We start from the raw sequence: 15,244 nt of genomic DNA, 5'->3' as shown, positions 1-15,244 counted from the left end.
TGGCCGGGGGGAGGTCGTCCGCTAGGCCAGGCTGTCGCGCCAGGCGCGGTGGAGGTCGGCGAAGCGGCCGGTGCCGGCGATGAGTTCGGCCGGGGGGCCGTCCTCGACGATGCGGCCGTGCTCCATCACCAGCACCCGGTCCGCGATCTCCACCGTGGACAGCCGGTGCGCGATCACCACCGCGGTACGTCCCTTCAGTACCGTCGCCATCGCCCGCTGCACCGCCCGCTCCCCCGGCACGTCCAGCGAGCTGGTCGCCTCGTCCAGGATCAGCACCGCCGGGTCGGCGAGCAACGCCCGCGCGAACGCCACCAGTTGGCGCTGCCCGGCGGAGATGCGGCCGCCGCGCTTGCGGACGTCGGTGTCGTAGCCGTCGGGCAGGGCGCTGATGAACTCGTGTGCGCCGATCGCCTTCGCGGCCTGCTCGATCTCCTCCCGGGTGGCCTCGGGCCGGCCGATCGCGATGTTGTCGGCGACCGTGCCGGAGAACAGGAACGCCTCCTGCGTCACCATGACCACCCCGCGCCGCAGCTCGGGCACCGGCAGCTCGCGCAGGTCCACGCCGTCCAGCAGCACCCGCCCGCCGGAGGGGTCGTAGAAGCGGGCGAGCAGCTTGGCCAGGGTGGACTTGCCCGCGCCGGTGGAGCCGACGACCGCGACCGTCTGCCCGGCGGGCAGGGTGAGGTCGAAGCGGGGCAGCACCTCGCCGCCGGTGCGGTAACCGAACCGGACCCCGTCGAAGACGACCTCCCGCCCCGGGATCCGGCCCTTCGGCGGGGGGAGTTCGCGCGGCTGGTCCGGTTCCGGCACGGACGGCGTCTGGGCCAGCAGCCCGGCGATCTTCTCCAGGGAGGCGGCGGCCGACTGGAAGGAGTTCAGGAACATGCCGAGCCGGTCGATCGGGTCGTACAGCCGGCGCAGATAGAGCACCGCCGCCGCCAGCACACCCAGCTCCAGCGAGCCGGACGCCACCCGGTAGGCGCCCCAGAGCACGATCGCCGCGACCGCCGTGTTGGCCACCAGCCGCGAGCCGACCACATAGCGGGCCATCTCCAGCAGCGCGTCCCCGTTGGTGCGTTCGTGCCGGCGGTTCAGCACCGCGAACTCGGCGTCGTTGGCGGCCTCCCGGCGGAAGGCGCGCACCGGGCGGATCCCGTTCATCGTCTCCACGAACTTCACGATCACCGCGGCGATCGCCGTGGACCGCTTCTGGTACACCCGCCCCGCGCGCCGCCGGTAGAGCCGGACCAGCAGGTACAGCGGCCCGAAGGACGCCACCGCGACCGCGCCGAGGCCGAGGTCCAGCCACAGCAGCATCGCCGAGATGGAGACGAAGGACAGGATGACGGTCACCAGCTCCTGGAGCCCCTCGTCGAGGAGTTCGCGCAGCGACTCGACGTCCGTGGTGGACCGGGAGATCAGCCTGCCGGAGGTGTACCGCTCGTGGAAGTCGACGCTGAGCGCCTGCGCGTGCCGGAAGATCCGCCCCCGCAGGTCCAGCAGCACGTCCTGGCTGACCCGCGCGGAGGTCTGGATGAACGCGAACTGCAGCCCGCCCGAGGCGAGGGCGCACAGCAGATAGCCGGCGCCGACCGCGAGCAGCGGGCCGTGCCGGTCGTCGCGGAACGCCGGTACGGCCCTGTCGATGGCGTACGCCACCAGCAGCGGTCCCGCCTGCACCGCCGCCTGCTGGAGCAGCAGCAGGAGCGTGGTGAGGGCGACCCGGGCCTTCATGGGCGCGAGCAGCGAGCGCAGCAGGGCGGCGGTGGCGCCGGGCGGGGTGGGCAGCACGTCCCGGTCGAAGGGGTCGCCGCCGCTGTCCCGGGGGCGGCCGGGGTCGTCGTCGGCGACGGCGGGGGTGGCGGCGGTCGTGCTGGTCAACGGGAGTCCTCCTGTTCCCCGGACATCAGGTGGGCGTACTCGGCGTTGTGGCGCAGCAGTTCCTGGTGGGTGCCGACGGCGGCGATCCGGCCGCCGGAGAGCAGGGCGACCCGGTCGGCGAGCAGCACCGTGGACGGGCGGTGGGCCACGATCAGGGCGGTGGTGTCGGCGAGGACCCGGCGCAGCGCGGCCTCCACGGCGGCCTCGGTGTGCACGTCCAGGGCGGACAGCGGGTCGTCCAGCACCAGGAACCGGGGCCGGCCGACGACCGCGCGGGCCAGTGCCAGGCGCTGCCGCTGGCCGCCGGAGAGGCTGAGGCCCTGCTCGCCGACGCGGGTGTCGGTGCCCTGCGGGAGCGCGTGCGCGAAGTCGGCCTGCGCGATGGCCAGGGCCCGGTCGAGTTCCGGCCGGCCGGCGTCGGCGGGGGCGCCCATGAGGACGTTCTCGCCGACGCTCGCCGAGAACAGGGTGGGTTCCTCGAAGGCGACGGCGACCTTCGTGCGCAGTTCCTCGCGGGACATCGCGGTGATGTCCACGCCGTCCAGGGTGATCCGGCCCGAGGTGACCTCGTGCAGCCGGGGGACGAGCGCGGTGAGGGTCGTCTTGCCGCTGCCGGTGGCCCCCACGAGGGCCATGGACTCGCCGGGGTGGATGTGCAGGTCGATGCCGGTGAGGAGGGGCGGGGAGCCGGGGGGCGCGTCGGGGTAGCGGAAGGAGACGTCCTCGAACCGGAGCCCGGGCACGCCCTTCGCGCGCGGGGGCGCGTGCCCACCGGCGGCCGACGGCTCCTCCGGTTCCTCGTCCCGTACCTCGAAGTACCGTTCGGTCGCGGTCGCCGCCTCCTGGCTCATCGCCAGCAGGAAGCCGATCGAGTCGACCGGCCAGCGCAGCGCGAGGGCCGTGCTGAGGAACGCGACCAGCGTGCCCGCGGACAGCTCGCCGTCGGCCACCCGGACCGCGCCCAGCACCAGCGCCGCGCCGATGGCCACCTCGGGCAGGGTCACGATGACGCCCCAGATGGTGGCCAGCAGCCGCGCCTTGCGCAGTTCCGTGCCGCGCAGCCGGACCGACAGGGCGCGGAAGGCGCGGGCCTGGCTGCGGTGCCGGCCGAAGCCCTTGACGACCCGGATGCCGAGCACGCTCTCCTCGACCAGCGTCGTCAGGTCGCCGACCTGGTCCTGGGCGCGGCGCGCCACCTCGGCGTACCGCCGTTCGAAGATCACGCAGGTCCACAGCACGGGGACGGCGGGCCCGAGGATGACCAGGCCCAGCACCCAGTCCTGCGCCAGCATGATGACCACGCCGACCACGATGGTGACGCCGTTGACGAGCAGGAACGTCAGCGGGAAGGCGAGGAACATGCGCAGCAGCATCAGGTCGGTCGTGCCCCGGGAGAGCAGCTGACCGGAGGCCCAGCGGTCGTGGAAGGCGACCGGCAGCCGTTGCAGCCGCCGGTACAGGTCCGCCCGCATCTCCGCCTCGACGTGGGAGAGCGGCCGCGCCACGAGCCAGCGCCGTATGCCGAACAGGACCGCCTCGGCGATCCCGAGCAGCAGCAGGTACAGCGCGCCGAGCCACACGCCCGCCGGGTCGCGGTCGGCGACCGGCCCGTCCACCAGCCACTTCAGGACGAGCGGGATCACCAGGCCCGTACAGGAGGCGACGACCGCGACGAACGCGGCGGTGAACAGCCGGGCGCGGACCGGGCGGACGTACGGCCACAGCCGCAGCAGGGCGCGGACGGCGGAACGGTCGGTGGTTGCACGTGTCGAGGTCATCAACCGCGAGCGTACGGACCGGCACCGACATCGCCCACCGGGTTTCGGCCGGACCCGGGTCCGTCGCAGGTCCTACGACCTGGGTGTTCGAGCGTCCGGACGCGGGGGTCGTAGCCGGGCGTCAACCGATCGGACGATGCCGCTTCGAGCGGGCCGGCCGATGTGCCGAGGGCCGCCCGCACGGGATTCTCAAGGCATGCCATCCGTCATCGAAGTCACCGATCTGCGCAAGTCGTACGGCGGCCGGACCGTCGTCGACGGCGTCTCCTTCGCCGTCGAGGAGGGCGAGATCTTCGGGATCCTCGGCCCCAACGGCGCCGGCAAGACCACCACCGTGGAGTGCGTCGAGGGGCTGCGGGTCCCCGACGGCGGCCGGGTCCGGGTCGACGGGTACGACCCGGTCGCCGACCACGACGAGGTCGCGGAGATCCTCGGCGCCCAGCTCCAGCAGAGCGAACTGCAGCCCAAACTCACCGTGCGGGAGGCGCTGGAGCTGTACGCCGCCTTCTACTCCCGCCCCGCCGACTGGCGGCCGCTCGCCGAACGCCTCGGTCTGACGGCGAAGCTCGGCACCCGGTTCGGCAGGCTGTCCGGCGGGCAGCGGCAGCGCCTGTTCATCGCGCTGGCGCTGATCGGCCGCCCGCGGGTGGTGGTGCTGGACGAGCTGACCACCGGCCTCGACCCGCGCGCCCGCCGCGACACCTGGCAGCTCATCGAGGACGTCCGCGCGAGCGGGGTCACCGTGCTGCTCGTCACCCACTTCATGGAGGAGGCGCAGCGCCTGTGCGACCGTATCGCGGTCATCGACAAGGGGCGGGTCGCGGCGCTGGACACCCCGGCCGGGCTGATCCGCCGCTCGGCGGGCGCCACCGTCATCAGCTTCACCCCTTCCGCGCCGCTGGACGACCGTGAACTCGCCGCGCTCCCGGCGCTGGCCTCGGTCGAGCACAGGGACGGCCGGATCACGCTGTCCGGCACCGACGAGACCGTGAACGCGGTCATCACCCTGCTCGCCCGGCACCGCGTCACCGCCCATCAGCTCCGCGTCCTGGACGCCACCCTCGACGACGCGTTCCTCGACCTGACCGACGACCGGACCGACGACCGGACCAAGGAGGCCACCGTATGAACACCGCCGTCCTGCGCACCGAGTTCCGCCTGTTCCGCCGCGAGCCCGGCGCCGTGTTCTGGATCTTCCTGTTCCCGACGCTGCTGCTGGTGATCCTCGGCTCGATCCCCTCGTTCCGGGAGGCCGACAAGTCCCTCGGCGGGCTGCGGCCGGTCGACGCCTACGTGCCCATCGCGGTACTGATCGCCCTGATCATGTCCGGTGTGCAGTCGCTGCCCCAGGTCCTCACCGGCCACCGTGAGCGGGGCATCCTGCGCCGAATGCGGCTCACCCCGGTGCGGCCCTCGGCGCTGCTGTCGGCGCAGATGGTCGTGCAGGGCACGGTGGCGCTGGCCTCGGCGCTGCTCGCGCTCGTCGTCGGCCGGCTCGCCTTCGACGTGAGGTTGCCCGAGCAGCCGGGCGGGTACCTGCTGGCGCTGCTGCTCGCGGCCACGGCGGCCCTGGCACTGGGCTCCGTCGTCTCGGCGCTGTCCCGCACCACGAAGATCGCGGGTGCGATCGGCTCGGCGGTGTTCTTCCCGATGATGTTCTGCGCGGGCGTGTGGCTGCCGGTGCAGGAGATGCCGCACACGCTGGCCCGCGTGGTCCAGCTGACCCCGTTCGGCGCGGCGGCCCGCGCGCTGGGGGAGGCGGCCGCCGGCGACTGGCCCGGCTGGGGGCACCTGGGAGTGCTCGCGGCCTGGACGGTGCTGCTGACCGCGGCGGCGGCGCGCTGGTTCCGCTGGGAGTGAGGGGGCCGTGCCGGACACTGGTCGGATGACGAACGCGGTGCAGCACCAGCCCCGGGCCTCCTTCGACACGTGGGGGCCCTGGGCGCTGCTGGCCGTCGGCGTGGTCGCGGCGGCGATCTCCGCCCCGCTGACCGGCATGGGCCGGGCCGGGAGGATCGTCGCCGCCGTCCTCGTACCCGCGGCCGTCGTGCTGCAGCTGTACTGGGGGAGGATGAAACGGAAGCGGCCGGACCCGAGCCGCACCGGTGTCCTCCTCTACCTGCTGCGCTGGGCCATCGCCTTCGTGCTGACCTGGGCCAACCCGTTCTTCGCCTTCTACGCCGTGACCGGCTACTACACCACGGCCCGTGAGCTGCCCCGCCGGCTGGTGATGCCGGGGCTCGTCCTGACCGCCGTCACCATGTCCGGCAGCGAGATCGGCGGCTGGCCGCCGCACGGGCTCGTCCTGTGGGTCGGCTTCTTCCTGGTCCTCGCCGTCAACGTCGGCATGGTCACCGTGTTCACCCGGTACGCCCTGCAGGAGCAGGCCCGTTCGCTGGTGCAGGCCGAGACCATCGGCGAACTGGAGCGCACCAACACGGCGTTGCAGCAGGCGCTGGACGAGAACGCCGCCCTCCACGCCCAACTCCTCGTCCAGGCACGTGAGGCGGGCGTCGCGGACGAGCGGCGCCGGCTGGCCGCCGAGATCCACGACACCATCGCCCAGGGCCTGACCGGGATCATCGCCCAGCTCCAGGTGGTGGCGAACGCCCCCGACCTGACGACCGCCCGCACCCACCTGGAGCGGGCCTCCGCGCTGGCCCGGCACAGCCTCGGCGAGGCCCGCCGCTCGGTGCACAACCTCACCCCGGTCGCCCTGGCCGCCGACGGACTGCCCGAGGCGCTGGAGAAGACGGTCGCCGAATGGGGCGAGCGCACCGGGACGCGCGCGGAGTTCACCGTCACCGGTACCGCCGAGCAGCTGCACGACGAGGTCTCGGCGACGCTGCTGCGCATCGCCCAGGAGGCGCTGTCCAACGCGGCCCGGCACGCCCGCGCGACCCGCGTGGGGGTGACCCTGTCCTTCATGGGCGACGAGGTCACCCTGGACGTCCGCGACGACGGCACCGGCTTCGACCCGGCCGCCGTACCGGAGCGCACCCGCGCCGGGGGGTTCGGCCTGGACGGGATGCGGGCCCGGGCCGAGCGCATCGCGGGTTCGCTCACCGTCGAGGCGGAGCCGGGGCACGGCACGGCGGTGTCGGCTCGCGTACCGTTGGTGCGCGATGACCGCTGACGCCTCCGTCTCCCTGTTGATCGTCGACGACCACCCGGTGGTCCGCGACGGCCTGCGCGGCATGTTCGACTCCGCGCCGGGCTTCACCGTGCTCGGCGAGGCCGCGAACGGCCGGGAGGCGGTCGACCGGGCCGCGGCCCTGGACCCGGACGTGATCCTGATGGACCTGCGGATGCCCGGCGGCTCCGGCGTGGAGGCCATCCGCGAGCTGACCCGGCGCGGGGCCCGCGCGAAGGTGCTGGTCCTCACCACCTACGACACCGACTCCGACACGCTTCCCGCGATCGAGGCGGGCGCGACGGGCTACCTCCTCAAGGACGCCCCGCGCGACGAGCTGTTCACCGCCGTCCGCGCCGCCGCCGAGGGCCGTACGGTCCTCTCCCCGGCCGTCGCCTCCCGCCTGGTCCACGCCGTGCGCGCCCCGCGCCGGCCCGGCACCGAGCCGCTGTCGGCCCGCGAGCGCGAGGTGCTGGTCCTGGTCGCCAGGGGCACCTCGAACCGCGAGATCGCCCGTCAGCTGTTCATCAGCGAGGCGACCGTCAAGACCCACCTCACCCACCTGTACGCCAAGCTGGGCGTCAACGACCGGGCGGCGGCCGTGGCGGTGGGGTACGACCGGGGGATCCTGGGCTGACCCGGGCCCCGTCGTCCGCCGCGGGGCCGAGCCGATCGGGGGGGACTGCATGATCGACGCGTACGAGGACCCGGGCACGCCGGACGCCCGGGGCGGCTGGTGGTACCTGTGGTGGCTGGTGCGGTGCCAGGCGGGGCGTTCGGTGGCCGGGGCGGTGCTGGGCAGCACGTGGATGGTGCTGTTGGCCGCGCAGCCGTACCTGCTGGCGCGGGCCGTGGACGACGGACTGCTGCCGGGCCGGCTGGGAGCGCTCGCCGGGTGGGCGGCGGTGATGTTCGCGGCCGGGGCGGTGAACGCCTGGGTGAGCATCCTGCGGCACCGGATGATGACCCGGGTGCGGATGGACGCCAACTTCCGCACGGTGAAGGTGGTCGTGGGGCATGTGGTGCGGCTGGGGGCCGCGCTGGGGCGCCGGGCCGGGGCCGGTGAGGTCGTCACGATCGGTGTCGGCGACGTCCAGACCATCGCGTCGGCGATGACCGTGGTCGGACCGGGCGCCGGTGCCGTCGTGGTCTACGCGGTGGTGGCCGGGCTGCTGCTGGCGATCTCCGCGCCGCTGGCCGCCGTGGTGCTGCTCGGCGTGCCGGTGGTCGTACTGCTGACCGGCCCGTTGGCGCGGCGGCTGCAGCGCGCCGAGAGCGGGTACCGGGAGCGGCAGGGGGCGCTCACCGCGCGCATCGGCGACCTCGCGGGCGGGCTGCGTGTCCTCAACGGGCTGGGCGGCAAGGGGCTGTTCGCGGACGCGTTCCGCGACGACTCGCAGGCGCTGCGGGCGCAGGGCTACCGGGTGGGCGCGGTGGCCAGCTGGGTGCAGGCCCTCGGGGTGGGCCTGCCGACCGTGTTCCTGGCCGTGGTGACCTGGCTCGCCGCCCGGCTCGCCGCCCAGGGGGAGATCACGGTCGGCGAGCTGGTGTCGGTCTACGGTTATGTGGCGGTGCTGGTCGGACCGGTCGCGTTCTTCGTTCGGATGGCCTACGACCTCAACCGGGGCGTGGTCGCCGCGCGTCGCGTCGTACGCCTGCTGCGGCTGGAACCGGATCCGGACACCGGCACGCGGCCCGCGCCCACCGGACCGGCCGAGCTGTACGACCCCGCGTCCGGGGTGCGGGTGGTGCCGGGCCGGCTGACCGCGCTGGCCGCCGCCCGGCCCGCCGAGGCCGCCGCCGTGGTGGACCGGCTCGGCCGGTACGGTGCCACCGACGCCACCTGGGGCGGGATACGGCTCGATGCGGTCCCGGTGGCGGACGTACGGCGGCGCATCCTGGTCGCCGACCACGAGGCGGACCTGTTCGCCGGGCCGCTGCGGGAGGTGGTGGCGGGTGCCGGGCCGGCCGGCGAGGCGGCACTGCGCCGCGCGCTGTACGCGGCGGCGGCCGAGGACGTCGTGCGCGGCCTGCCGGACGGCCTGGACTCGGCGGTGGCCGGGCAGGGCCGCAGCCTCTCCGGCGGCCAGCGCCAACGCGTCCGCCTGGCGCGGGCGTTGCTGGCCTCCCCCGAGGTGCTGCTGGCCGTGGAGCCGACCTCGGCCCTGGACGCCCACACGGAGGCCACGGTCGCCGACCGGCTCCGCGCGGAGCGGGAGGGCCGTACGACCCTGGTGACCACGACGTCCCCGCTGGTCCTGGACCGGGCGGACACGGTCGTGTTCCTGACCGGCGGCAAGGTCGTGGCGGCCGGTCCGCACCGGCGGCTGCTGGCCGAGGAGCCGGAGTACCGGGCCCTGGTCGCGCGGGACACCGAGGCGTCCGAGGAGGCCGCCCGATGACGTCGGAGGAGACGCTGCTGCCCGTCGCCGGACGGGCCGCCGTACGGCGGGCCGCGGCCCGGCTGGTGGCGGCCGACCGGCGGGCGTTCGCCGCCGCGCTGCTGCTCAACGCGCTGGCCGCGGCGGCCGGACTGGCCGGGCCCTGGCTGGTGGGCCGGATCGTCGACGAGGTGCGGGCCGGGCACGGAGTGGACGCGGTGGACCGGCTGGCGGTCTGGCTCGTGCTGTGCGCGCCGGCGCAGGTGCTGCTGGCCCGCTGGGCGCGGTACGTGGGGTACCGGTTCGGGGAGCGGACGCTGGCCCGGGTGCGCGAGGAGTACGTGGGGCGGGTGCTGGCGCTGCCCGCGTCCGTGGTGGAGCGGGCCGGCACCGGCGATCTGACCGCGCGGGGCACGGCGGACGTGGCCGCCGTCGGCACCACACTGCGCGACGTCGGCCCGGAGCTGCTGATCGACAGCGTGCAGGCGCTCTTCGTGCTGGGCGCGGTGTTCGCCCTGAACCCGCTGCTGGGGCTGTTCGGGCTGCTCTGCCTCACCCCGATCCAGCTGGCGCTGCGCTGGTACCTGCGGCGGGCCCGGGACGGCTATCTCGCGGAGGGCGCGGCGAACTCGCGGGTCGCGGAGATCGTCGCGGCGACGGCGGCCGGGGCGCGGACCGTGGAGGCGTTCGGGCTGCGTGAGGCGCGGATCGGGGCGAGCCGGGACGCGCTGGCGGCCGCCCGCGGCGCCCGGCTGTACACGCTGTGGCTGCGGACGGTGTTCTTCCCGGCGGTCGAGGTGACGTACACCGTGCCGGTGGTCGGGGTGCTGCTGCTCGGCGGGTGGCTGCACCAGCGGGGTGCGGTCGGCGTGGGTGCGGTCGTGGCGGCGGCACTGTACCTGCGGCAGTTCACCGAGCCGCTGGACCAGATCCTCATCCGGGTGGAGCAACTGCAGAGCAGCGGCGCCTCGTTCGCGCGGGTGGAGGGGCTGGCGGGGGCGCCCCGGGGCGAGGGCGACGGCCCGTCCCCGGTGCCGGCGGACGACCGGATCGAGGTGCGCGGGGTCCGGTACGCCTACGAGCGCGGCGGCGAGGTGCTCGGCGGGGTGGACCTGACGGTACGGCCCGGGGAGCGGCTCGCGGTGGTGGGGCCCTCGGGTGCCGGCAAGACGACCCTCAGCCGGCTGCTCGCGGGCATCGACCGGCCCGGTTCCGGCAGCGTGACGGTGGGCGGGGTGCCGGTGGCCGAGCTGGCACCGGAGCTGCTGCGCCGGCAGGTGGTGCTGGTCACCCAGGAGCACCACGTCTTCCTGGGCACCGTCCGCGACAACCTGCTCATCGCCGAACCGGGCGCCGACGACGACCGGTTGTGGTCGGCGCTCGCGGCCGTGGGTGCCGACGACTGGGTGCGCGCGCTGCCGGACGGGCTCGGCACCCGGCTGGGCGAGGGCGGCCGGGCGACGGACGGTTCGCAGGCGCAACAACTCGCGCTGGCGCGGGTGGTGCTGGCCGACCCGCACACGCTGATCCTCGACGAGGCGACCGCCCTGCTGGACCCGGCCACGGCCCGGCACACCGAACGCGCCCTGGCCGCGGTGCTGGCGGGCCGTACGGTCATCGCCATCGCCCACCGGCTGCACACGGCCCACGACGCGGACCGGGTGGCGGTCATGGAGGAGGGCCGGCTGACCGAACTGGGCACGCACGAGGAGCTGGTGGCGGCCGGCGGGGCGTACGCGGCACTGTGGCGGACCTGGCACGGGGACGCGCCGGAGCGGTGAGCCACCCGCCCCGCGGCCGGCTCCATCGGCCCCTCGATCGGCCATCCGCCCAACAGTCCGCATATCGAACATGAACATCCGGTCAACGGACCGTTTCCGGCCAACTTTGTGACGCGCTCCTGACAGACAGTGAGATCTCCTGCCACTCTTCCCAGGCCGACTCACAGCAACCCCACAGCTCCGCACCCCCCGGTGAGCCGGCTCCGCACCTGCTCGTGGCTTTCGCACCGCCCAGTTCTGCCCGGACGCCCCAACCCACCGTCCGGTCTCCCCTGGCCGCGCGACCCGCGGTCCCGCAGAAGGAGTCAGTGTTGAGAAGCAGTTCCTCTCGCGGACGCACCTCCCACACCTCGCACCGCAGAACCGCCACCGTCGCCCTCGCCGGCGTCGCCGCCCTGATCGCCGCCGCCGTCCAGTCGGGCGCGGCCAGCGCGGCACCGGCGAAGCCGGGGCCCGGGAAGGTCGACGCGGCCCACACCGCCGTCCGGCTCACCCCCTCGCAGCGCGCCGAGCTGGTCCGTCACGCCGACGCCGGCCGGGCCGCGGCGGCCCGTGCGCTCGGGCTGGGCGCCCAGGAGAAACTGGTGGTCAAGGACGTCGTCAAGGACGGCGACGGCACGCTGCACACGCGGTACGACCGGACGTATGCGGGTCTGCCGGTGCTCGGCGGCGACCTGGTCGTGACCACCGCGAGGTCCGGCAAGACGATGGAGGTGGTCCGGGCCACCGGCGCCACGCTGAAGGTCGCCGCTCTCACCCCGGCCGTGTCGAAGGCCGCGGTCCAGCGGCAGGCCGTGCTGCGCGCGAAGGCGCTGGGCGCGACCAGGCCGGCCGCGGACAGCGTCCGCAGGGTGATCTGGGCGGCCACCGGCAAGCCGGTGCTGGCGTACGAGACGGTCGTCGGCGGGCTCCAGGACGACGGCACCCCGAACCAGCTGCACGTCATCACGGACGCGGCCACCGGCAAGAAGCTGTTCGAGTTCCAGGGCGTCAGGAGCGGTATCGGCAACACCCAGTACAGCGGACAGGTCTCGCTGACCACGACCCAGTCGGGCTCGACGTACACGCTCACCGACGGGGCGCGCGGCGGCCACAAGACGTACAACCTCAACCACGGCTCCTCCGGCACCGGCACCCTGTTCTCCCAGTCCTCCGACACCTGGGGCAACGGGACCAACTCCAACGCCGCCACCGCGGGCGCGGACGCCCACTACGGGGCCGCGGTCACCTGGGACTTCTACAAGAACACCTTCGGCCGCAGCGGCATCAAGAACAACGGCGTCGGCGCCTACTCCCGCGTCCACTACGGCAACTCGTACGTGAACGCGTTCTGGGACGACAGCTGCTTCTGCATGACCTACGGCGACGGCTCCGGCAACGCCAAGCCGCTGACCGCGATCGACGTCGCGGGCCACGAGATGAGCCACGGCGTCACCTCCAACACCGCGGGCCTGAACTACTCCGGTGAGTCCGGCGGCCTGAACGAGGCCACCTCCGACATCTTCGGCACCGGCGTGGAGTTCTACGCCAACAACGCCAGCGACCCCGGTGACTACCTCATCGGCGAGAAGATCGACATCAACGGCAACGGCTCCCCGCTGCGCTACATGGACAAGCCCAGCAAGGACGGCGCGTCCAAGGACAGCTGGTACTCGGGCATCGGCGGCGTCGACGTGCACTACTCGTCCGGCCCCGCGAACCACTTCTTCTACCTGCTCAGCGAGGGCAGCGGCGCCAAGGTCATCAACGGGGTCAGCTACAACTCGCCGACGGCGGACGGCCTTCCGGTCACCGGCATCGGCCGGGACAAGGCGCTGCAGATCTGGTACCGGGCGCTGACCACCAAGTGGACGTCCACCACCAACTACGCCGGCGCCCGCACCGGCACCCTCGCCGCGGCCGGCGAGCTGTACGGCACCACCAGCGCCGAGTACAAGGCGGTGCAGGACGCCTGGGCGGGCGTCGGGGTCGGTGCGCGCTCCGGTGGCGGCGGGGGCGGCGGCACGTCGTACGAGAACACCACGCCGGTGGCCGTCCCGGACAACGGGCCGGCGGTCACCTCGGACATCGCGGTCTCCGGCCGGACCGGGAACGCGCCGAGCAACCTCCAGGTGTCCGTGGACATCACCCACACCTGGCGGGGCGACCTGGTGATCGACCTCGTCGGCCCCTCGGGCACCGCCTACCGGCTGAAGAACTTCAGCTCCTCGGACTCGGCGGACAACGTGAACGAGACCTACACGGTCAACGCCTCGGCGGAAACGGCCAACGGAACCTGGAAGCTGCGGGTACAGGATCAGGCCACCTACGACACCGGCACCCTCAACGGCTGGAAGCTCACCTTCCCGTAAACCGCATGCCCCGGGCCCGGGAACACGGCGCTTTCCGAGGGCGGAGCACCCTCGGAAAGCGTCCGTTCACACCGTTGAAACGTTCACCAAAAGGTCGACTTCCAGCCAACATCACTTCGAGGGCCTGACATGTACGCGCCCTTGATGACACTCTCTCTCCACCCGCCGCAGCAGCACAGCAACTTCACAACACACACGCCGGCCAGTAACCCCACACTGCCCGGACTCCCCCACGAGAAGGAGCTTCCGTGAGCCCCCTCTACGCGCGTCGTAAGCGCACCACTCTGGCCATCTCCACCGCTGTCGCCGCCGGAGCCCTGCTCGCCACCGGTGTCACCACCAGTGCCACCGCCCAGTCGAAGGCCGCGCCCCTCGCGGCGGCCCCGACCCAGCTGTCCGCTGCGGCCCGCACCAGCCTGCTCCAGCAGGCCCAGGCCGGCGCCGCCGAGACCGCGCACCACATAGGCCTCGGCGCCAAGGAGAAGCTGGTCGTCAAGGACGTCGTCAAGGACGCCGACGGCACGCTCCACACCCGCTACGAGCGCACCTACGCGGGCCTGCCCGTACTCGGCGGCGACCTGATCGTGCACACCGCCAAGTCCGGCAAGACCGAGGGCGTCACCAAGGCGGCCACGTCGGCCATCAAGGTCGCCTCCCTCAAGCCGCAGATCACCGCGGCGAAGGCGGAGAAGCAGGCGGTGTCCGCCGCCGCGACCCGGGGCTCCTCCAAGACCGCCGCGGACGGCGCCCGCAAGGTGATCTGGGCCGGCTCCGGCAAGCCCGTCCTCGCCTACGAGACGGTCGTCGGCGGCCTCCAGGACGACGGCACCCCGAACCAGCTGCACGTCATCACCGACGCGGCCACCGGCAAGAAGCTCTTCGAGTACCAGGGCATCGAGAACGCGACCGGCAAGACGCTGTACTCCGGCACGGTCACCCTGAACTCCGTGCAGTCGGGCTCGACGTACCAGCTCACCGACAGCGCGCGGGGCAACCACAAGACGTACAACCTCGCCCGCAAGACGTCCGGCACGGGCACCCTGGTGACCAGCTCGAGCAACGTCTTCGGCACCGGCACCGCCTCCAGCTCCTCCTCCGACCAGACGGCGGCGGCCGACGCGGCCTACGGCGCGGCGGAGACCTGGGACTTCTACAAGAACACCTTCGGCCGCAGCGGCATCAAGAACGACGGCGTCGGCGCCTACTCCCGCGTGCACTACGGCAACGCCTACGTCAACGCGTTCTGGGACGACAGCTGCTTCTGCATGACCTACGGCGACGGCTCCGGCAACGTCGACCCGCTGACCTCGCTGGACGTGGCCGGCCACGAGATGAGCCACGGCGTCACCTCCAACACCGCGGGCCTGAACTACTCCGGTGAGTCCGGCGGCCTGAACGAGGCCACCTCCGACATCTTCGGTACCGGCGTGGAGTTCTACGCCAACAACGCCAGCGACCCCGGTGACTACCTCATCGGCGAGAAGATCGACATCAACGGCGACGGCACCCCGCTGCGCTACATGGACAAGCCCAGCAAGGACGGCGGCTCGGCGGACTACTGGTCCTCCTCCGTCGGCAACAAGGATGTCCACTACTCGTCCGGTGTCGCGAACCACTTCTTCTACCTCCTCGCGGAGGGCAGCGGTTCGAAGACGATCAACGGCGTGAGCTACAACTCGCCGACGTACAACGGCTCCACGGTCACCGGCATCGGCCGCGCCAAGGCGCTGCAGATCTGGTACAAGGCGCTCACCACGTACATGACCTCGACGACCAACTACAAGGCCGCCCGCACGGCGACCCTGAACGCAGCGTCGGCGCTCTACGGCTCCAGCAGCACCGAGTACAAGACGGTCGCCGCGGCCTGGTCGGCGGTCAACGTCAACTAGCCGCAAGGGACTTGACCCAGGGCGGTACCCGGGAGGAAGGCCTCCCGGGT

At 73.2% G+C, this 15,244-nt stretch carries 10 protein-coding genes; 8 read left to right on the top strand and 2 right to left on the bottom strand.

Annotated elements, in window-relative coordinates; translation table 11 throughout:
• Window positions 1-21: 21 nt before the first annotated feature.
• On the bottom strand, window positions 22-1,881 hold the full coding sequence (locus ACZ3ZD_RS29535) for an ABC transporter ATP-binding protein (protein WP_467403679.1): 1,860 nt from the start codon (window positions 1,879-1,881) through the stop codon (window positions 22-24).
• Window positions 1,878-3,659, bottom strand: a complete 1,782-nt coding sequence (locus tag ACZ3ZD_RS29530) for an ABC transporter ATP-binding protein (protein ID WP_467403676.1) — start codon at window positions 3,657-3,659, stop codon at window positions 1,878-1,880. The genes ACZ3ZD_RS29535 and ACZ3ZD_RS29530 overlap by 4 nt, the downstream gene beginning before the upstream one ends.
• A 196-nt stretch (window positions 3,660-3,855) precedes the next feature.
• On the opposite strand from ACZ3ZD_RS29530, the gene ACZ3ZD_RS29525 reads away from it, so the two are divergent.
• The 8 genes from ACZ3ZD_RS29525 to ACZ3ZD_RS29490 all read left to right on the top strand — a co-directional run bounded on the left by ACZ3ZD_RS29525 (window position 3,856) and on the right by ACZ3ZD_RS29490 (window position 15,194).
• Window positions 3,856-4,788: an ABC transporter ATP-binding protein gene (locus ACZ3ZD_RS29525; RefSeq protein WP_467403671.1), complete on the top strand. Its 933-nt coding sequence runs from the start codon at window positions 3,856-3,858 to the stop codon at window positions 4,786-4,788.
• Entirely contained in the window at window positions 4,785-5,519 is a 735-nt protein-coding gene (locus ACZ3ZD_RS29520) for an ABC transporter permease (protein ID WP_467403669.1), read from the top strand. Before ACZ3ZD_RS29525 ends, ACZ3ZD_RS29520 begins: the two co-directional genes overlap by 4 nt.
• Window positions 5,520-5,544: 25 nt before the next feature.
• A complete protein-coding gene (locus ACZ3ZD_RS29515) occupies window positions 5,545-6,795 on the top strand; it encodes a sensor histidine kinase (protein ID WP_467403665.1) in 1,251 nt (416 codons plus the stop codon).
• Entirely contained in the window at window positions 6,785-7,429 is a 645-nt protein-coding gene (locus tag ACZ3ZD_RS29510) for a response regulator (RefSeq protein ID WP_467403661.1), read from the top strand. Before ACZ3ZD_RS29515 ends, ACZ3ZD_RS29510 begins: the two co-directional genes overlap by 11 nt.
• A gap of 49 nt (window positions 7,430-7,478) precedes the next feature.
• Window positions 7,479-9,194: an ABC transporter transmembrane domain-containing protein gene (locus ACZ3ZD_RS29505; RefSeq protein WP_467403657.1), complete on the top strand. Its 1,716-nt coding sequence runs from the start codon at window positions 7,479-7,481 to the stop codon at window positions 9,192-9,194.
• Window positions 9,191-10,954: an ABC transporter ATP-binding protein gene (locus tag ACZ3ZD_RS29500; protein ID WP_467403652.1), complete on the top strand. Its 1,764-nt coding sequence runs from the start codon at window positions 9,191-9,193 to the stop codon at window positions 10,952-10,954. The genes ACZ3ZD_RS29505 and ACZ3ZD_RS29500 overlap by 4 nt, the downstream gene beginning before the upstream one ends.
• 311 nt (window positions 10,955-11,265) lie before the next feature.
• Entirely contained in the window at window positions 11,266-13,305 is a 2,040-nt protein-coding gene (locus tag ACZ3ZD_RS29495; protein WP_467403648.1) for a M4 family metallopeptidase, read from the top strand.
• Between the two features lie 248 nt (window positions 13,306-13,553).
• A complete protein-coding gene (locus tag ACZ3ZD_RS29490) occupies window positions 13,554-15,194 on the top strand; it encodes a M4 family metallopeptidase (RefSeq protein ID WP_467403646.1) in 1,641 nt (546 codons plus the stop codon).
• Window positions 15,195-15,244 lie beyond the last annotated feature (50 nt).

This window comes from Streptomyces sp. NPDC023481 (genome assembly GCF_055560195.1).
This window is presented reverse-complemented; position numbering and strand designations above follow the sequence as displayed.